We start from the raw sequence: 18,453 nt of genomic DNA, 5'->3' as shown, positions 1-18,453 counted from the left end.
GGCTTTGGCAGCCACTCTTGCAACAGCCGCCCTCATGATTTGCATGAGCTTCGGTTCGGCAACCAGCGTTCAGGCCATTACGTCCCCCTGCAACCCCACCGCTCCTGTTCCCACAAATACTGACCCCGGCACAGTCGTTCTCGCCGATAACTTTGAAACCAATGATTTCAGCAAATGGACGACTGTCACCCAGCTGGGCGACGCCACCGCCACCGTGCAATCGGCAATTTCCAACTCCCCCGCCTGCGCTGCACGAATAAGTGTGACCGGGAATAGCGGCTCCGAGGCCAACGTGGTGAAAAATTTGCCGGCTTCGGCCAGCGAAGTTTGGGCCAGCGGCTGGTTTGATATCACGCGCGAAGGCAGCGCCTCGAACAATAACGTTCCCACCTTGCGCTTCTTTAACGGCGGCAGCCGCCTGTTTGACGTATCGCGTCAAAACGGATCGGGCAGCCTGTTCGTAAGATGGGCTACCGGCTCCGGCTTCACCATCATAGGCGTGGGTCACATAGCCGTCGGCCAAAAGTTTGCCCTGAAAATTCACCTGGTAGTCAATGGTGCGCAAAGCCAGGTCCAGGTATGGCAGGACGGCACCAAACTCTTTGACCGCTCCAACAGCACGACCGGGTTCATCGATCTAGGTTCAAATACTTCGATGAATGTCCTCCAGCTGGGAGCAGAACACGTGATGCAGGACGGCGACATGATCGCCGATGACATTATCCTGAAGACGGTGGCGGCCGGACCAGCCCAGGCGGCCCCGGTGTTCACCGCCGCGTCGCCCCCGGCCACCGCCACCGTCGGTGCCGCCTACACCTACACGTTCGCCGCGTCCGGCACCCCGGCCCCGACCTTCAAGGTCTCCTCCGGTACCCTGCCTCCCGGGCTGGGCCTGAACACCACCACCGGGGTCCTCTCCGGCACCCCCACCACGGCCGGCACGTCAACGTTCGCGGTCACCGCGACCAACGGGGTCAGCCCCGACGCCCTCACCCCGTCCCTGACGATCACCGTCAACCCCGCCCAGGCAGCCCCGGTGTTCACCGCGGCGTCGCCCCCGGCCACCGCCACCGTCGGTGCCGCCTACACCTACACGTTCGCCGCGTCCGGCACCCCGGCCCCGACCTTCAAGGTCTCCTCCGGTACCCTGCCTCCCGGGCTGGGCCTGAACACCACCACCGGGATCCTTTCCGGCACCCCCACCACGGCCGGCACGTCAACGTTCGCGGTCACCGCGACCAACGGGGTCAGCCCCGACGCCCTCACCCCGTCCCTGACGATCACCGTCAACCCCACCCAGGCAGCCCCGGTGTTCACCGCGGCGTCGCCCCCGGCCACCGCCACCGTCGGTGCCGCCTACACCTACACGTTCGCCGCGTCCGGCACCCCGGCCCCGACCTTCAAGGTCTCCTCCGGTACCCTGCCTCCCGGGCTGAGCCTGAACACCACCACCGGGATCCTCTCCGGCACCCCCACCACGGCCGGCACGTCAACGTTCGCGGTCACCGCGACCAACGGGGTCAGCCCCGACGCTCTCACCCCGTCCCTGACGATCACCGTGAAGGCCCATCACAAAAAATGAAACAGGATCCGGCGCTAACGGGCTCGGACTTGTTGCCCTGGTCGCTAAGGCGGAGGCGGCGAAGCCTCGCCGGGCGATGCCTAACAGTTGTTCCGTTCTGTGATGCCTGTCAGGTCTTGGCTCTATGTTGGGGTTTATGCCGGTTGAGTTCCTCACTGATGTCCAGGCCGCGGCCTATAGTCGTTTCACGGAGCCGCCGTCTCTGGCGGAGTTGGAGCGGTGCTTCTTCCTCGATGACACCGACAAGGCGCTGGTCAACAAGCGGCGCGGGGACTACAACCGGCTGGGGTTCAGCCTTTAGTCCGAAGTTACGTCTGTCGTGACGCGTGAAATCCCCGCCGGGCGGGGATTTCGCGGGTTTCGGTGGTTGCTTGTCTGGCTACTTGCCTCCGATGGTGGTCGGGATGGGCTGGCCGATGAGTTCGAAGGCCTGGCGCTGGATGGGTGTGGGCGTGGTGACGAGGTCGAAGCCGGTGTTCTTTCCGGTGCCGTTGATGTGCAGCCGGTTGCGGGTCAGGGTCCCGAGGTGGTCGAGCAGGGGGCGGAAGCTGTAGGCAGGTTGCCCGCCGGCTGTGGTGCGCCGTGACGCCTTGGTCTGCGCGGCGGTGGAGCGGGTGGCGGGTGCGACGGGGTTGACCGGTTCGGGCCGGTGTTCGTCGGTGAAGGTCAGTGGTGCCCAGGCTTTGCGCAGGTGCCAGGTCAGGTAGGCGGCGAGCATGCAGATGAACACGTGCGCCCGTACCCGGGTTTCGGTGTAGTGGTGGACCGGGCGCAGCTGCAGATCGATCGCTTTGATCGAGCGGAAGTCGCGTTCGACGTTGGCCAGGGACTTGTAGGTCGCCACGACGTGGCCGGCGTCCATCCGGGTTGCGTTGACGGTGGTGCGGATGATGTAGATCCCGTCCAGGGCCGCTTCGGCGGCGATCTGTTCCTCGTCGCGGGCGTACGCGAATGAGGTGTCGTTGATGGTCAGGGTGTAGTGCTTTTCCATCTTGTATTTGCCGATGACTTTGCCGGCGCGGAGCCCGATCTTCCCGGCGTCGTTGATGCGCCCGGCTTCGGCGGCGGCGGTGATTTTCGCCAGTTCCGTGTCGGTGGCGGCGAGCAGTTCGCCGCGCTTGCGGGCCCGTTCTTGCGCCAGGGCGGGGTTGCGGCAGGCGATGAGGCGTTCGCCGGGGTAGTCGGGGTGGGTGATTTCGGCCAGGTCCGTCTCGTCAACAGGGACATCTGCAGCGGTCCGTCGTCGGCGGCCAGGGCCTTGATTGCCGGGGCGCGCAGCGCGGTGACCCAGCCGAGGCCGCCGAGTTCCTTCAGCTGTTCGATCCTGGCGTTGGTGATCATGCCGCGGTCCCCGACCATGACCATCTCGCCGAGCCGGTATCGGGTCTTGAAGTCCGCGGCGAGGTCCTCGAAGGCTTTGGGGTCGGCGGTGTTGCCAGGGACAACGCGTACGGAGACCGGCCGGCCGTCGATGTCGGTGAGCAGTCCGTATTCGATCTGCTCGAGGCCCTTCTTCCCGTCGCGGGAATAGCCGCGGGCCGCCAGCGGGCACTTATGTCCGGTCACCCAGGACGAGGACAGATCGAACAGTGCGAGCCGGTCCGGATTCGCTTCTTCCGACAAGTGCCGGGCGGCGAGCCTGGCTTCGATGGCTTCCTGCCGGCCGGCGAGCCAGTCCATCGCGGCGTAGACCTCGTCCGTGGTGGCGCCGGCGACGCCGAGGTCCTCGGCCAGGGTGGTGTCGGCCCACCAGCGGGTGGTCGCCAGCTTCGAACCGGGACGGCAGACCCGGGCGATCACCAGGGCGAAGGCAATGTCGCGCATCCGCCCCGCCCGCCCCAGCAGCGAGGGCATCCCGAGCGCTTTGGCCTGGGCGGCCACGGCGGCAACGTGGCCGTGGGGCAGGGACCGCACAGCCTCCAGACCCTCGGCGGAGAATACCGCCGGGTTGCCGGCCAGTGCGCCGCGGACCGCTTCGATCGCCGGTTCCGGCAGCGCCGAGAGGTTCGCCAGGGTCTCGTGCTTGACCTTGCCCTCCTGCCGGAAGGACCGCCGGAGCAACACCGATTCGTACTCGACCGTTTCCCCGGCCTTGTTCACCCGCCGACTCTTTGTCCGGGCTACGTGCATCGCCTGCGTTGTGCGTGCCATGCCACAATCCTACAGCGAACCATGGCGCCAGCCGTCAGCGACACGCTCAATTTAGTGGCTACAAATGACGGTACAAAAGTGGCCCCTCGGCCGGGAACGCAACAGAACCCGGCCAAGAGGCCAAACGTAACTTCGGCCTAGGGTGCGAGAACACGACTTGTTCCTACAAGTAAGGCCATCTGACCTCTGGCTTATCCATGTGCCGGAATGTCCACACACCAAGGGCACCTGCTTCTCTTGCTGCGGGGAACCACTGCCCCGGCGCGTGGCTTCCAGCCAGGGCTGCCAGGGGTCTCAACGCGACCCGCGCGGCGAGACTAGTTTCTAGGTAGACGCCCAAGTGCGATGCTTCTGTGGCGCTTCATGCGATTGCCTGCCGGAGTGCAATCGAAGCCCTGAACTTTTAGCGTCGGGCGGACGCATTTCCGCTCTAGCCGCTAAGCCTTCCCTAAATTACTGAGACGCAAGGATCCCCGTAGCCACAAGCCGTTCAACGCGGACCCGTTGTGCACCGGAGTCTGGAACTACTGTTACCGCCCGTCGACCGACCGGTCTGCCATCTTGTCCCACCTCCAACAAGCCGAACCGCTGTATTGGTCGGCCCTGGTCATCTGCCGGGCCGACGACTTTACGTCTCAGCGCCATCTCCGCAAGCACGACACTGAGCACCATGGCCCCATAGAGGGAGGTGGCGAACCCACTAATCTAGCCGGTCGGGATCAGCACACCGAGGATCACCATCAGAAGTGCCCAAAGGATCCGCAGGGCGAGCGCCCCGTACACTGCTGTCGTTCGCTGCATTAGCCCACCTCACTTGTTGCCGTGGGATTGCCTGGATACGCCGGTGTTGTGCGTCTTGCATTGGCTACCTTGACATAGGTATCCAGGACGTCGACGTTGTCTATTTTGGCGGCCCACTTCCGCCGGTTCCCATGGGACCCGCGGCCAGGCTGCGGCCCCCGACTGCGCCGGACGCTTTCCCGATGAGCGTTTACACGGCCTGCCACCGGACCGTTCCAATGGGTGGGGGTGACCCCATCGGAGTTGATTCCCCGCCCCGGGCGTGATTGCGCTTCCGATCGCGTACGGAAACTAAAGCTCGCGCTCGGGTGTATTCGTGAGACCTGGGGCTATCAGGTAGCGGCACGCCTCTACGCAGCGGGAAACGCTCATTTCGGCAGAGGCCTTCACTGCGGAGGTAGATGAGTGGTCGGGCAAAGGGGAAGCAGGCCACCCTCGCTACGATGGGGTGGCCTGCTCTCGAACTTCAGTATCGGCCTCGACACAGATCGGCCGGAACCAGCCATATAAACGTGGCCAGAAGCGATGCCCGATTTGGAGAAGGGCCAAGACTTAAATCCACGCCTGAATCGGCGCCTAGGGGCGCTCGTTGGCCGTCCAGGGCGACTGCCGGCGCCCGCGCCTGCGGCTAAAGCTGCGCCAGGGTTCCCGCTCCTCGGTAGGGAAGGAAACGACGATCGGCAGGCAAACGGGGCAGGGTGGGTGGATTGTGGAAAATCCGTTCTGATGGCCCCACGCAGCCTGGCCGGCACACGCATTGCAGAGGCCAAGAGTGCGGTAATGCCGCATCGTCCTTCCATGCTCGTCGGCCTGCGACATAGTTTCAGGGCCCGGGGTATTGGGCATAGGTGTCCTTCTTCTGGTTTCGGTCAGTAATGGTGGTGCGCCTGCGCCGCGGGCGCCGGGCGGGCACGTGCGACACGTCTGAATGTCGCGCTGCAGCCTGCAGAGGCAAGCCGTGGAGTCGGGCAAATTCAATTACTCGTGTAGTGCGCATCCGGTTAGCTCAGGTTGTGTCAGCGACACTCAAAAGAGAGCCCCAAACAGACCTGTTCGTCGCCGAACCCTTCCTGGTACTCCAAAATAGTCCGCGATTAGCTCAAGTCCGAGCATGCACCCAGCCAACCTGAGCAGACCGGATACCCACTACTCGTGTATTTGTCGCCGCGTCGGGATTGATCCAGCCCCAGTCCGGACCACCGCGTTTCCTTCTTTGGTTCATGCCCCTGGTCACAGGCTCCAGGTGCAGCGGATTTGCACAGTTGGGGCGCTTGCACGTTCGGTGATCCAGCTCAAGGGTGGGCTTGTGGCCACCGATGAGCAGGTCCCACACGACGCGGTGGGTTAGCCACTGGGCGATGTTCGCGCCTTCGGGAACGAAGGTGCCATAGCCCCCGTCGTTCCTTGACAGGTACCAAAGCCAACACCCGCGGTCATCGCCTGTGAGGTTGTGACCGAGCCGGCGGAGGTTCAGGACTTCAGCCTCGGCAGTAATCCGGAGGTGCCCATTTTCGTGGAGCCGGCAGTAGAACACCCCGTTCATCCTTCGTCCGCCGTCGTCCTGGTGGTTGTCGCACCCCGGGGCGTGACAGCGTAAGTGCCCCCGCCTTCGTTGCCATTGTTTGTAGTGTCCCCAGCACATGCGCCGGCTGCGTGCGTCCTTGCCGCAGCCATTGATCTTGCACTTGCCCTGGGTCTTTGGCCTTCCCAGATATCCTCCAGATGAGTGTCCAAGAAATAAACGGTGATATTGACCGGGAAAGGGCGTCGCCGCCTTGCGGTCGGGGGAATCCGGCCCCCACACGGCGGGCGGAGTGCGCCGCTGCATTATTAGGAGGACGGGGCCAAGCGGTGCTGTCTTCGGGTCCTGCGAGGACTACCGGCTCCACCACCGTGGCACCGCCGAAGCCCCAAGCGAAGGCGGCACGGGGACGGATCAGGATGGCCCTCCAGCGACTCACCGGGTTACCTCCTGCTGGCGCATCCAGTGCTCAACGTCGGAGAGACGGTAGAGAATCTTCGAGCCCACGCGTAAGCGCTTTGGCCCGTCGACCAGATGGGTCGCCAAGAACTTTTCGCTTACCCCCATGAACTGGGCCGTCGTGCGGCGGTCCAGATACACGGACTGGGTCACCTCCCAGGCCTTGTCGACGGTGACGATGTTGACGCCGTTGTTGGTCATGCAAGACTCCCGATGATTTGAAAAAGGGCATGCGCCATTAGGGCGCAGTGAACGGTTGGATAGTGCGGCTTCGCGGGACCGGCTCCGCAAACTCCCGAGCTAGTCCCGAGGATTCCTGGAGACCGAAGGGGAAGAAGCCGATACAAATATTCTGTGGCTCCAACCCCCGGAGATAATCCAGCTCGGAGCTTCGTCGCCGGGTTGCCGTAACCACCTGCCTCGGGAGCCGTTGCAGCCTGGGCTGCTCCGTGGCTGCAAAGCCCCCAAACGCGCGACTTCTTGACGACTACGCCGGCAGGAGAATCACCACATGCCTCCCGGCGGGAAGTGCCAGCATGACTGCCGCATCAGCGGCCCATGCCAGTACCAACGCTTCCGGCCGGAGGCTGGAGCACGGCAACATCGTGAGGTCCCGATTCGCAGCGTGCCGTTCCCGCGCATCGACTCCTGTCAGGTCTGCGTTGGCCCATGTCTTCCAGTGGCGTGGCCTGCACGGCCGGATCACGGCCCTGAATGTCTGCTTTCGAATGTCACTGTCACTTATCCTGGTTGCATGGCGATAACGGACCTCAAAGAAAGTGGCGCCTGGAAACCGGGCGCGAAGTCCAAACGGTGGCAGGTGGATTGGCTGGCCGACGACGCAGTCAAGGGCAAGGTTCGCCGTCGCAAACGCTTCACCACAAAAGCCGAAGCCGAAGACTTCCAGGCATCCACCCGACAGGCCATGCGCTCGGGCTCGTGGGTAGACCCAAAACTTGCCGACAAGATGAAGGTCGGCAAACTGGCGCTGGAATGGCTGGAAAGGGTTAAGACCGTAGGTGCGAACGGCCGAAGGCCGGTCACGCCAAAGACCTACGACAACTACTTCCGCCTCTACGAGAACTACATTGAGCCGCGATGGGGCGTGACTCGCATTTCAAACGTCACGTATGACGCGACGAGCGAGTGGATCATGACGCTCAGGGGCATGGACGGCAAGCCCGCCGGCGCCCGAACGCGGGAACTTGTGGGCAAGATTTTTGGCCGCATCATGGGCTACGCGGTCAGGAAGCGCCTCTTGCCGGCCAACCCCGCGAAGGACCCCACTGGTCGGGCGGACTACATACCGGACGCCCGTCCGGTCAAGCGTCATACTTACCTGACCATGAAGCAGCTTGCCGCCATTGCCCATGAGGCGGGGGACGGCGGACTCATGGTCATGCTGGCGGGCACATGCGGGCTTCGTTGGGGTGAAGTGACTGCGCTTACCGTAGCCAACGTGCGGCTTGGCGACAAACCCATGCTGGCCGTTACGCAGGCCTACAGCGAAGTCTCCGGCAAGCTGGTCCTCGGCGCGACTAAGGGCGGTGAGGACCGGCAGGTCCCAATCCCCCGGCTGATAGCCGACCGACTGAGAGGCGTTATCGAAGGGAAGCCCACGACAGCCCGGGTCTTTCAGAGCCCGCGAGGAACGGTCCTACGCAATGGCAACTTCACGAAGAACGTCTACAAGCCCGCTATCGAACGGGCCGCAGCCGGTGACGCCGAATTCCCCTCCCCCACGTTCCACGACCTGCGGCACACCGCCGTATCCCTGGCGATCAGCGCGGGGGCAAACGTCAAGGTGGTCCAGCGGATAGCAGGCCACGCCTCGGCCACCCTGACGCTCGACACCTACGCTGGCCTCTTCGACGATGACCTCCACGACAGCGCCAGCCGACTGAATGACCTCCTGCGGGGCATGGATTGGCGTTGACAGATTTTCTTGGCGTCACTTTTATGTCATCATATGAGCCTGTATCCCAGTGTTCGCGTGGATTTGACTACTGCCTCCGGAGCAGAAGGTTGTTGGTTCGATTCCAATCGAGGGCACAGAATAAACCCCGCCGTTTCCTTGAAACGGCGGGGTTTTCTTCATGTCCTGTACATCGCGTCAGCCGATCCCCCACCGCGGGCCAGAAGCGGTCCGCGGTCGCCCGGACATCGCGCCGGTACCCGTCAGCGGAACCTGCCGGGCAATGCATAGATGAGGCCGGAGCTCAGGTCATCCGCCATCATCTGCATGTACGCCTCCGCCTTGTCGTAGGTGGCAATGCCCTCGGCATACCGGCCGTTCAGCTCGTTGCTGCCGTAGGCAATGGTCTGGTCGATGTGCTCCTTCATCGTCGAGCGCATCGATGTCTGGGACCAGTTCCGGGGGTTGGTCGTGGCAAGGAAATCGGCGATGTCCTGCGCATTGGCGTACACGGCAGTCGTCGCCGCCTTAAGCGTGGCGGCATCCTGGGCTTTGGCAGCCTGGAAGAGGGCGACGAAGTCAGTGATGTGGGTTTTCAACAGTGTTGTCAGTTGAGCGCCAGCCGCTTCGCCGTAGTAGGGCTTGATGGAATTGCCGATGCCCGCCTGATTTTGCAGTAACCGTTCAGCCGTGGTGGGGAAGCCTGCCGAGCCAGACGCAAAATCGACGATGGCCAGACGCGTCCACTCCATGTGCTGCCCCCACAGCGACCGCATTGCCTGCGGAGCGCGAGTTGTGATGCTGGCACGGAGTTGGCATTGCCGGACCCGTGGTCGTGCACGGATATGGCGGCAGCCTCCTGAACCGCGGGTTCCGCTGGCGCCGCCGGCGCCGTTCCCGGCGAGCAGGCCGAGGACATACCGGCCGACAACGCCAGCACGGCAATCAGGACGGCGGTCCTCGGTCGTCCGTGGGATGTCATGGTATCCACGATGGAATCTCCTTTCGTACGGGCTGGTGCCCACGACTTGTTATTGGCAGCCGAGCGGTATGTCTTACCAGTGGCGTTTCGGCCCGCAGCGGTCCGGCTTGCGCCGACCGGCCCACGGGGTAAGAGGCAGGGGCCAAGTGACACTAACCAGGTATGAACATTCAGCGAGAAATAGAAGCACTGGCAGGGGCCGGGGTGGCCCGAAACGAATGGGACGGCGTCGTTGCCTGGCGTGCGCGTCTGCTGCGTGAAGCGGGCTTCCCTGCTACGCTGGCGGCACGGATGGCAGCCTCGCGGGGCGTGGACATCCACGAGCTTCTCAATTTGGTGGACAGGGGCTGTCCGCCGGAGCTGGCAGTCCGGATCGCCGGGCCGATGGGCGAGCCCGGCGGGCAGGAGTGATCCAATGGCTACCCTGGACGGACCCGAACTCGCGGACACGCGGGCAGTCCGCCCCGGCCGCGCCGACGAGGATTGGGTGGGGCTGCTGAGCACACCCGGTCCCGGGCACGAGTCGGCGCTGGTGAAGCTGCACCAGCTTCTGTTGAAGGCCGCCCGTCACCAGGTATCGCAGATGTACTACGGGTTGCCGGCCATTGGAGCCGTGCGAGTAGACGAACTGATCAACCAAGCCGCCGACGAGGCCATGGTGGCCGTTCTGGGCAAACTATCCAGCTTTGAGGGACGGAGCAGGTTCACCACCTGGGCCTACAAATTCGGCATCCTGCACGCCGCCGTCGAGGTCCGGCGCAATTTGTGGCGGCACCGGGACGTGGACCTTGAATCGGTGCCCGAGCAGCCATCCGCCGCAACATCGCCCGAACAGCTGGCAGAAGGCTCCGAACTGTCCGCCGCCGTCCGGGTGGCGATCGAGGAGGCGCTCACCGCCCACCAGCGCCGGATAGTGCTGGCACTGCTGGTGGACGAGGTGCCCATCGATGTCCTGGCCGATCGGTTGGGGACCATGCGCAACGCGCTCTACAAAACCCTGCATGATGCCCGCGGTCGGCTCCGGGCGCACTTGGCGCTCGCCGGCTACCTGACCACACCCATCACTCCGAGAGGCATCTCATGACTACGTTCCGCCGGAAACTGACACCGGAAACGGTGCGCCGGCTGACCCTATCGGCCGAGCCGTGGCTCTCATGCGACGACTGCTTCGCGGCGGTCGACGAATACGTCGAACTCCTGCTGGCCAACGCTCCGGACGACATGCCAGCACTGCGGGCGCACTTGTCCGGCTGCTCTGCCTGCTGCGAGGAAGCCCGTTCCCTGCTTCTGCTCGTGGCCGCGGACGAGAACGTGGATCCCGGCCCCGCGCTGCGCCGGCTGGAGGAGTTCTAGCGGAAAGCCTCAGTGACCGATGTGGCCGCCTTAGAGGCGGCGGCGCAAGTCGGGCTCAAGGTCACCCGCCAGGTCCCCTCTGCCAATTGTCGGTCCCCGATCGTAGGCTGTTCCCATCGGCAGCGGGGTTCCCGGTGGCCGGCAGCCGGCTGGGCTCGCATCAGCTGTTGCCGCCTGGTTCCCCGCCGAAGCATGAAGGGGTCTCACATGTACTGTTCAATCATTCCTCCGTACCTGCTCCGCCGCCTGGCAGCACAGCGCGAACCACGGCTATACGAAGCCGCCCAGGCCGCCAGGAAAACGCTGCTGCACGTCAAGAGCTTTCAGGCATCCCGCGCGCTGCCGTCACCTGCCGCTCCCCCGGGCATGCGCGAGGTCAAGCCCGGACCTCCCGAGCGAACCATCTACGACGCCAAGTCACTGGAGAGGCTGCCGGGCAGCCTGGTCCGGAAAGAGGGGACACCGCCCACCGGAGATCCGGCCACGGATGAAGCGTACGACGGGCTGGGGCACACCCACCGGTTCTACGCCGACGCCTTCGGCCGCAACTCCATTGATGGCAGCGGGCTCCCCCTCGATGCAACCGTCCACTACGGCCAGCGCTACGACAATGCATTCTGGGACGGCCGGCAGATGGTATTCGGCGACGGCGACGGCCAGGTGTTTGACCGGTTCACGAAGTCCCTGAGCGTGATCGGCCACGAGCTCGCCCACGGCGTCACGCAGTATTCGGCGGGGCTGGTGTACCGGAACCAGGCCGGCGCTCTCAATGAATCCCTGTCCGATGTCTTCGGTGCCCTCGTGGAGCAGTACGCGAAGCAGCAGTCCACCGCCGAGGCGAGCTGGCTCATCGGTGAAGGCCTGTTTACGGACCAGGTGCAGGGTGCCGCCTTGCGTTCCATTAAGGCGCCGGGAACCGCGTACGACGACGACGTCCTCGGCAAGGACCCGCAGCCGGACTCGATGGACGGCTACGTGCGGATGAGCGCGGACAACGGCGGCGTGCACATCAACTCCGGCATCCCGAACCGTGCCTTTTGCCTTGTTGCCACGGCTCTGGGCGGCAACGCCTGGGACGCGCCCGCGAGGATCTGGTATGAGACACTGACCGGCGGCACGCTGGCTCCGAACGCCACGTTCGGCGCCTTTGCCCGGGCCACTGCGGCGTCCGCCAAGGAACTCTTCGGAGCGGAGTCCGGAGAGCATGACGCCGTGCGGTCTGCGTGGGAAACTGTGAAGGTAAAGCTGTAACCGAGTTGCCGCCGGCCCCCGATCAGGCGGCCGTCGACAACCGAACACGGGAACCAGGCCATGAAGATCGCTATCCCATGAAAACGGTCCCATGAAAGTCACAGGCTCATGAAAATTACCGTTCAGCGCAGCGGCGGCGTAGCCGGAATGACACGGACCTGGACCGTCCAGGCGGTGCCGCCGGACGACAAGGACCGGTGGCAGCCCCTCGTTGAGGCGTGTCCGTGGGACGCGGTTCCGGAGGCAAGCCAGGCCGTCTCCGCCGGCCGGCCGGATCGGTTCACCTACAGCCTCCGGGCCGGCCAACTCCGGGCGACCCTGCCTGAACAGGCGCTGACCGGGCCGTGGCGGGACCTGTTCGAGAATACCAGGGCGGCCGCTGAGTCGATCGAGGCTCCGGAGAGTCCCTAGACGGCGGCCAGTTGCCCCCGGAAGGTGCGCCGGTAGGACTGCGGGCTGGTGTCCAGCGCCTTGGTGAAGTGGTGCCGCAGCAGCACCGAGTGGCCGAAGCCGGATTCCCGGGCGACTTCATCGATATTGAGCTCCGTGGTCTCCAGCAGCTCCTGGGCCCGCAGTACCCGCTGGGAGTTCAGCCACGCCGCGGGAGTTGCCCCCGTCTCCGACCGGAAGCGCCGCGCGAACGTCCGCGGTGACATGTGGACCCGGGCCGCCAGCTCGTTGACGGAGTGGTCCTCCTCCAGATGACCGACCATCCATTGCAGCAGCTGCTCCATGGGTTCAGAACCGCACGCCGGAATCGGCCGGTCGATGTACTGCGCCTGGCCGCCGTCCCGGTGCGGGGGGACCACCATGTCGCGGGCGATGCCGGCGGCAACCTTGGCGCCGAACTCAACACGGATCAGGTGCAGGCACGCGTCGATTCCCGCGGCCGTGCCGGCACTGGTGATGATCCTCCCGTCCTGGACGTACAGCACGTTTTCGTCCACCAGCACGCTGGGGTAGCGGCTGGCGAGTTCCTGGGAGTAGTGCCAGTGGGTGGTGCAGCGCCGGCCGTCGAGCAGGCCTGCCCGCGCCAGTGCGAAGGCACCGGAACAGATGGACATCACCCACGCCCCGCGAGCATGCGCCGCCCGCAGTGCGTCCAGGGCGGACTCCGGGACATCCTCGTCCCGGCCGTACGGGGCCATAATCACCAGGTCCGCGTCAGCCGCGGCGTCCAGTCCCAGCCCCACGTGCATCGACAGCCCGGATTTGAGCGGGACGTCGCCGGGCACCGGAGCGCAGACCCGGAAATCGAAGGCCGGCACGCCCGTTCCGCGGTCCGACCTGTCCACGCCGAAGACCTCGAATGCGGTCGCGAACTCGAAAATGGAGAAGTTGGGGACCACGATCATTGCCACTGAATTGATCATGAATCCATTGTGGCAGAAATTATAGCTTTTTGGTCATTTCTGCCACTTTTTTTGTTCCCCGGACCGGAGAACCATGGAGGTATGGAACTCATCGGAATTGCCCTCATCATCCTGATCACCAGCGCCGTTGCAGCCACCGTCTCCGCTCTGCGCAACGATGGACGGGGCCACACCCCGCCGGTCCGTTCGGAGAACGAATGGACAGCCCTCGACCTCCCGAGCGTCAACTACACCCTGCGGATCTTCTGAGCCGCAGACCCTAACGAACCGCACACTCGAAAGGACCCGGCCCTGCGGCCGGGTCCTCTCACTGCCTCGTGTCACTGCCTCGGTGTGGAGACTCGGGGCGGGTCAGGAGCGGGCGGCATCCAGGACAAAGTCGTATGTGACTTCAACGCCGGCGTCATCCGCACGCGCTGCGGGGCTCAGCACCAGTTCCGGCTTGACGGCCGAGGCGATGTCGTCGGAAAGGTGCTGGTCCCCTTCAAAGTAGAGCTGCGCTGTCAGCAACTGGTGGCCCGGGGCGGAGACCTTCAGGTGCAGGTGCGCCGGACGCCAGGCGTGCCAGCCGGCGGCTGCGATCAGCTTGCCGCACGCACCGTCGGTGGGGATCTGGTAGGGGGCAGGCTGCACGGTGTTCAACGCGAAGTTGCCGTTGGAGTCCGCCACGACGGTGCCGCGAAGGTTCCACTCGGGCAGGCCTGGGGCGAACTGGGAGTAGAAGCCGTTGTCGTCAGCGTGCCAGATCTCGACGTGGGCGCCGGCGAGCGGGGTGCCGTCTACGGCGCGGACCTGGCCTTGGAACAGCAGCGGGGTGCCGCCTTCGTCGTCGCGCATCGGAAGGGTGGCCGGCGTTTCGAGCTGCGGCGAGCCCGAAACGTAGTAGGGGCCTTCGATGGTGCCCTTGTTGCCTTCGCGGTCCTCCGTGGACACTTCCTCGACCACGTGCTCCACCCAGACGTCCAGGAACAGCGGCCATTCGCCGTCTTCCCCGACGCTGATCAGCCAGGACTTCAGGGCGTTGAACTCGTCGTAGGTCACCTTGTGCTTGCGGATCGTCTCGTAGACCGCGCCGAGGACCTCGTTGGCCAGAAGGGACACGCGCTCCTGGGGAACGTCGAGTGCCGCCGTCTTGCCGCTTTCGCGGAAACGCTCGGTGGCAGCGTTGCCGGACTCTGCGGCCTTGGCGTCAAATTCGTTTAGCTGGGTTGTCATCATTGACTCACTTTCTGCAGCCGGCGCCTGCCCCAAGGCGGGCGCCGTGGTGTTGGGTTGATGGATTGGAGCTTCAGTTGTTCCGGTCGAGGCGGTATTTGGCTAGCTTTTCCGGGTCGATTTCGATCCCGATGCCGGGCGCCTGGCGCACAGCCAAGCGTCCGTCCACGATCTCCAGCGGCTCCGCCAGGAGGTCATCGCTCATGTCGAGGAAGTTGGAGAGTTCCCCGGCGCGCACCGTGGTGGACTTGAAGGCCGCTCCGAACGTCACGGTGCAAAGGGTTCCCACCTGGCCGTCGATCTGATTGCCCATGACCACCTCGGCGCCAACCCCGTCGCACAGGAACAGCACACGCTGTGAGTGCGAGAACCCGGTTCGGGCCGTCTTGATGCTGACGGCGTTGGCGGCCCCATTGAGCAGTTCGCGGGTGACCTCGCCGGGCTTCGTGGCGCTCTCATCGGCAACGAACGGAACGGGGCAATGGTCCACGAGCCACTTGCGGCCCAGGACGTCGTCGGCAGGACACAGTTCTTCGGCCAGGGTGAGGTCGAGGTCCGCCATGGCGTTGAGCGCCCGGAGGGATTCCGACGGCGTCCACCCGCGGTTGCCGTCGATGTACAGTTCGATCCCGTCCCCGAGCTCTTCACGCAGGGCGCGGCAGACGTCGACGTCGAGCTGGAATGGCTTCCGGCCCACCTTCACCTTGAAGGTGGTGATCCCGTAGCTGTCGCGCATGCGCTCCGCTTCGGCGACCATCTTCGCGGGCTCCGCGAAGCCCAGCATGTGGCTGACCCTCATGCCGTCCGAAAAACCGCCAAGCAGGGCGGTGACGGACTGGCCGAGCGTTTTTCCGATGACGTCCCAGATGGCCATGTCGACGGCGGATTTGGCGGTCGGGTTGCCCACTGTCCGGTCCATGACCGCATGGACAGCCTCGCGGTCCATGATGGACATTCCCACGATGCGCGGCGCGAAAAGCGTCTGGATGGCCGCCACGATGGATTCCTGGGTCTCCCCGTAGGTGAAGGGCCGGGCCGGCGCCTCGGCAACACCCACGACGCCGTCGTCGCTTCGGACCCGGACCAGGACATGCTGTGCGGTGTGGACCTCCCCGCTGGCGAAGCGCAGGGGTTTCGCGTACGGGATGGCGAACGGGATCGCCTCTATTGCTGTGATTTTCACGGGAGACCTCCGGAGTCGGTCGAGTCGATGAAGATTTTGTTGTCCTCGAGCACTGCGAGGAAGGAGTCAACAAGCGGCGACCGTTCGTTGCGCCGCCATGACAGCCCAAGCTCCACCGCCTCGGCGCCGGCCACCGTCCGGTAGTGCACGCCGTCCAGCGCAATCCCCCGGACGGACTCAGGCAGTACGGCCACCCCCAGGCCTGCCGCCACGAGGGACAGCTGGCTGGAAGTTGTGGCTGATTCATGGGCGACGCGGGGCTGGAAGTCCGCCGCCCGGCATGCACGGATCACGGCATCGTTGACCACTGACCGGGAGCCGGCCTGGTACATGATGAAGTCCTCGGCACGCAGTTCACCGATAGTCACCAAATCTTCGGCGGCAAGCCGGTGACCGGCGGGCAGCGCGACGACGAACCGCTCCCGGGCAACAGGGCGCAAGGCCAGTGACGCGTCGCGGACGGGCGGCCGCAGGACCCCGACGTCGAGTTCCCCGGCAGCCAGCGCCTGTTCGATGGCCGGTGTGAGCATTTCCGACCGGACGTCCAGGACGACGCCGGGCAGCTGTTCCTTGACGAGCCGGGCAAGGACGGGAAGCTGCGTGTAGGACGCCGTCCCTGTCAGCCCGATGCGAAGCGTCCCCGCCTTTCCGTCCGCGAACCGGCGGGCGCGGCGTGCCGCCTCATCAACGCTGCCGAGGATCCGCTGGGCGTCCACCAGGAAGGTTTCGCCGGCGGGCGTCAGTTTGACGCTCCTGGTGGTCCGGGTGAGGAGATCGACGCCAAGTTCCGCTTCCAGCTGCCGTATCTGCTGGGACAGCGGGGGCTGGGCCATCCGCAGCCGCTCCGCCGCCTGGCCGAAGTGGCAGGTTTCGGCAACCACCACGAAGTAGCGCAGGTGACGAAGTTCCATGCCGCACTGGCTCCTTCCGTGGTGATTGCAGGCCGGCCGCCGCCTTGGTGTCCGGGCCGCCGCGGCGGGCATTGCAGGCCGCGGCTCGTTGTTGGATGGTTGTTGGTTCAACAGCGTAGGGCCGAATTTAGTATTCAACAAATACTCAATTCCGCACTTTTCAGACTTCAAAAGTCTCAATCGATGCCTAGGCGAGGTTAGGCAAATGCCTAGTGTGACGCGCGCCACCCGCTGGCAGAGTTGGTGGCATTCAGCATCGACCGGCCGATCGTTGGGCTGGTCCGCACGGGCAGCGTTGCCCGGCAACCCGGGCAATGCCGCCCGATACCGATAGGAGCCAACATGACTGAGACCCTGGCGGGCATCCGAGCACAGCTTGACGAGGCCCTGGTGGAGGATCACGAAAACGGCGTCTTCCGCGCCAAGCGAAGCATCTTCACCGACGAGGACCTTTTCGAACTTGAAATGAAGCACATTTTCGAAGGCAACTGGGTGTATCTGGCGCACGACAGCCAGATCCCCAACGTGGGGGACTATTTCACCACCTACATCGGCCGCCAGCCGATCATCATCTCCCGCGACAAGCAGGGCGGCCTCAACGCCCTGATCAACGCCTGCAGCCACCGCGGCGCGATGCTGTGCCGCCGCAAGACGGACAACCGCACCACGTTCACCTGTCCTTTCCACGGCTGGACCTTCAACAACACCGGCAAGCTGCTCAAGGTCAAGGACCCGCGCGACGCCGGCTACCCGGAGCAGTTCAACAAGGAAGGTTCCCACGACCTGACAAAGGTGGCCAGGTTCGAGAGCTACCGCGGTTTCCTCTTCGGCAGCATCAACCCGGATGTGCTGCCCCTTGAGGAACACCTGGGTGAATCCACGAAGATCATCGACATGATCGTGGACCAGTCCCCGGACGGCCTGGAAGTCCTGCGTGGCGCCTCCACCTACACCTATGACGGCAACTGGAAGCTGCAGGCCGAGAACGGCGCCGACGGCTACCACGTCTCCGCGACGCACTGGAACTACGCCGCCACCACCGCGCGCCGGACCACGGGCGAATCGGCCAACGAAACCAAGAACATGGACGCGGGCGGCTGGGCCAAGCAGAAGGGCGGCTACTACTCCTTCGACCACGGCCACCTGCTGCTGTGGACGGAGTGGCTGGACCCGAGCAACCGTCCCCTCTACGACCGCCGCGACGAACTCGTGCAGAAATTCGGCGAGGACAAGGCCGACTGGATGATCAACATCTCCCGCAACCTCTGCCTGTACCCGAACGTCTACCTGATGGACCAGTTCGGTTCCCAGATCCGGCACTTCCGCCCCATCTCCGTCGACAAGACCGAGGTGACCATCTACTGCATCGCGCCCAAGGGCGAAAGCGCCGAGGCCCGCGCCAACCGCATCCGCCAGTACGAGGATTTCTTCAATGCCTCCGGCATGGCCACCCCGGACGATCTCGAGGAGTTCCGCTCCTGCCAGAAGACCTACCTGGCCACGGCAGCGCCGTGGAACGACCTCAGCCGCGGGGTGATGCACCAGATCGAAGGTCCGGACGCCAACGCCGATGTGATCGGCCTCAAGCCCATTTCCAGCGGTGCCCGCACCGAAGACGAAGGGCTCTACCCCATTCAGCACGGCTACTGGGTGGAGACGATGCGCCAAGCGGCGGCCGCCGAAGAAGCAGCCGAAGCCGCCACACAGCACGCAGTGCAGAACGCAGCCCAGAACTAGGCCCGTACGCAGCCAAGG

Annotated in this window: 17 protein-coding genes and 1 pseudogene; 10 read left to right on the top strand and 8 right to left on the bottom strand. The window is 64.6% G+C overall.

Going from position 1 to position 18,453, the window contains the following annotated elements:
* Positions 1–69 precede the first annotated feature (69 nt).
* On the bottom strand, positions 70–390 hold the full coding sequence (locus ACQCSY_RS16685) for a hypothetical protein (protein ID WP_427130516.1): 321 nt from the start codon (positions 388–390) through the stop codon (positions 70–72).
* A gap of 109 nt (positions 391–499) precedes the next feature.
* Here ACQCSY_RS16685 and ACQCSY_RS16680 point away from each other — a divergent pair, with 109 nt between their 5' ends.
* Entirely contained in the window at positions 500–1,582 is a 1,083-nt protein-coding gene (locus ACQCSY_RS16680; RefSeq protein WP_427130514.1) for a putative Ig domain-containing protein, read from the top strand.
* Positions 1,583–1,718: 136 nt separating this feature from the next.
* Positions 1,719–1,883, top strand: a complete 165-nt coding sequence (locus tag ACQCSY_RS16675; protein WP_427130513.1) for a DUF4158 domain-containing protein — start codon at positions 1,719–1,721, stop codon at positions 1,881–1,883.
* A 78-nt stretch (positions 1,884–1,961) separates the two neighbouring features.
* Here the strand turns inward: ACQCSY_RS16675 and ACQCSY_RS16670 are convergent.
* Positions 1,962–3,733, bottom strand: a pseudogene (locus ACQCSY_RS16670) (IS1634 family transposase).
* 2,758 nt (positions 3,734–6,491) lie between these two features.
* Positions 6,492–6,716, bottom strand: coding sequence for a helix-turn-helix transcriptional regulator (locus ACQCSY_RS16665; protein ID WP_427130511.1), 225 nt, complete (start codon positions 6,714–6,716; stop codon positions 6,492–6,494).
* A gap of 553 nt (positions 6,717–7,269) precedes the next feature.
* Here ACQCSY_RS16665 and ACQCSY_RS16660 point away from each other — a divergent pair.
* Positions 7,270–8,451: a tyrosine-type recombinase/integrase gene (locus tag ACQCSY_RS16660; protein WP_427130509.1), complete on the top strand. Its 1,182-nt coding sequence runs from the start codon at positions 7,270–7,272 to the stop codon at positions 8,449–8,451.
* 242 nt (positions 8,452–8,693) lie between these two features.
* Here ACQCSY_RS16660 and ACQCSY_RS16655 read toward each other — a convergent pair whose 3' ends face one another.
* Positions 8,694–9,182 carry a hypothetical protein gene (locus ACQCSY_RS16655; protein ID WP_427130507.1) on the bottom strand — a complete coding sequence of 163 codons (489 nt, stop codon included), beginning with the start codon at positions 9,180–9,182 and terminating at the stop codon, positions 8,694–8,696.
* A gap of 392 nt (positions 9,183–9,574) precedes the next feature.
* Between ACQCSY_RS16655 and ACQCSY_RS16650 the strand changes: the two genes are divergently transcribed.
* From ACQCSY_RS16650 to ACQCSY_RS16630, 5 genes are all read left to right on the top strand, one after another.
* Positions 9,575–9,823 carry a hypothetical protein gene (locus ACQCSY_RS16650; RefSeq protein ID WP_427130505.1) on the top strand — a complete coding sequence of 83 codons (249 nt, stop codon included), beginning with the start codon at positions 9,575–9,577 and terminating at the stop codon, positions 9,821–9,823.
* A 4-nt stretch (positions 9,824–9,827) separates the two neighbouring features.
* Positions 9,828–10,496, top strand: a complete 669-nt coding sequence (locus ACQCSY_RS16645) for an RNA polymerase sigma factor (RefSeq protein ID WP_427130503.1) — start codon at positions 9,828–9,830, stop codon at positions 10,494–10,496.
* The gene (locus tag ACQCSY_RS16640; RefSeq protein WP_427130501.1) at positions 10,493–10,765 is read left to right on the top strand and encodes a hypothetical protein; all 273 of its coding nucleotides are present in this window, start codon (positions 10,493–10,495) and stop codon (positions 10,763–10,765) included. The genes ACQCSY_RS16645 and ACQCSY_RS16640 overlap by 4 nt, the downstream gene beginning before the upstream one ends.
* A 207-nt stretch (positions 10,766–10,972) precedes the next feature.
* Positions 10,973–12,016, top strand: a complete 1,044-nt coding sequence (locus ACQCSY_RS16635) for a M4 family metallopeptidase (protein ID WP_427130499.1) — start codon at positions 10,973–10,975, stop codon at positions 12,014–12,016.
* 108 nt (positions 12,017–12,124) lie between these two features.
* Positions 12,125–12,427, top strand: coding sequence for a protealysin inhibitor emfourin (locus tag ACQCSY_RS16630; protein WP_427130497.1), 303 nt, complete (start codon positions 12,125–12,127; stop codon positions 12,425–12,427).
* Here the strand turns inward: ACQCSY_RS16630 and ACQCSY_RS16625 are convergent.
* Entirely contained in the window at positions 12,424–13,389 is a 966-nt protein-coding gene (locus ACQCSY_RS16625; protein ID WP_427130495.1) for a GlxA family transcriptional regulator, read from the bottom strand. The two genes, ACQCSY_RS16630 and ACQCSY_RS16625, sit on opposite strands and share 4 nt — an antisense overlap.
* 81 nt (positions 13,390–13,470) lie before the next feature.
* On the opposite strand from ACQCSY_RS16625, the gene ACQCSY_RS16620 reads away from it, so the two are divergent.
* The gene (locus ACQCSY_RS16620) at positions 13,471–13,638 is read left to right on the top strand and encodes a hypothetical protein (RefSeq protein ID WP_427130494.1); all 168 of its coding nucleotides are present in this window, start codon (positions 13,471–13,473) and stop codon (positions 13,636–13,638) included.
* 102 nt (positions 13,639–13,740) lie between these two features.
* On the opposite strand, the gene catA is transcribed toward ACQCSY_RS16620, so the two are convergent.
* The 3 genes from catA to ACQCSY_RS16605 all read right to left on the bottom strand — a co-directional run bounded on the left by catA (position 13,741) and on the right by ACQCSY_RS16605 (position 16,698).
* Positions 13,741–14,604, bottom strand: coding sequence for a catechol 1,2-dioxygenase (gene catA, locus ACQCSY_RS16615; protein ID WP_427135887.1), 864 nt, complete (start codon positions 14,602–14,604; stop codon positions 13,741–13,743).
* Between the two features lie 73 nt (positions 14,605–14,677).
* Positions 14,678–15,787 (bottom strand): mandelate racemase/muconate lactonizing enzyme family protein, encoded by a 1,110-nt coding sequence (locus ACQCSY_RS16610; RefSeq protein ID WP_427130492.1) that lies wholly within the window; start codon positions 15,785–15,787, stop codon positions 14,678–14,680.
* Positions 15,784–16,698, bottom strand: coding sequence for a LysR family transcriptional regulator (locus ACQCSY_RS16605; RefSeq protein ID WP_427130490.1), 915 nt, complete (start codon positions 16,696–16,698; stop codon positions 15,784–15,786). The genes ACQCSY_RS16610 and ACQCSY_RS16605 overlap by 4 nt, the downstream gene beginning before the upstream one ends.
* Before the next feature lie 342 nt (positions 16,699–17,040).
* On the opposite strand from ACQCSY_RS16605, the gene benA reads away from it, so the two are divergent.
* Entirely contained in the window at positions 17,041–18,435 is a 1,395-nt protein-coding gene (gene benA, locus ACQCSY_RS16600) for a benzoate 1,2-dioxygenase large subunit (RefSeq protein WP_427130488.1), read from the top strand.
* The last annotated feature ends 18 nt before the right edge of the window (positions 18,436–18,453 follow it).

The organism is Pseudarthrobacter sp. S9 (assembly GCF_050156545.1).
GTDB lineage: Bacteria > Actinomycetota > Actinomycetes > Actinomycetales > Micrococcaceae > Arthrobacter.
This window is presented reverse-complemented; position numbering and strand designations above follow the sequence as displayed.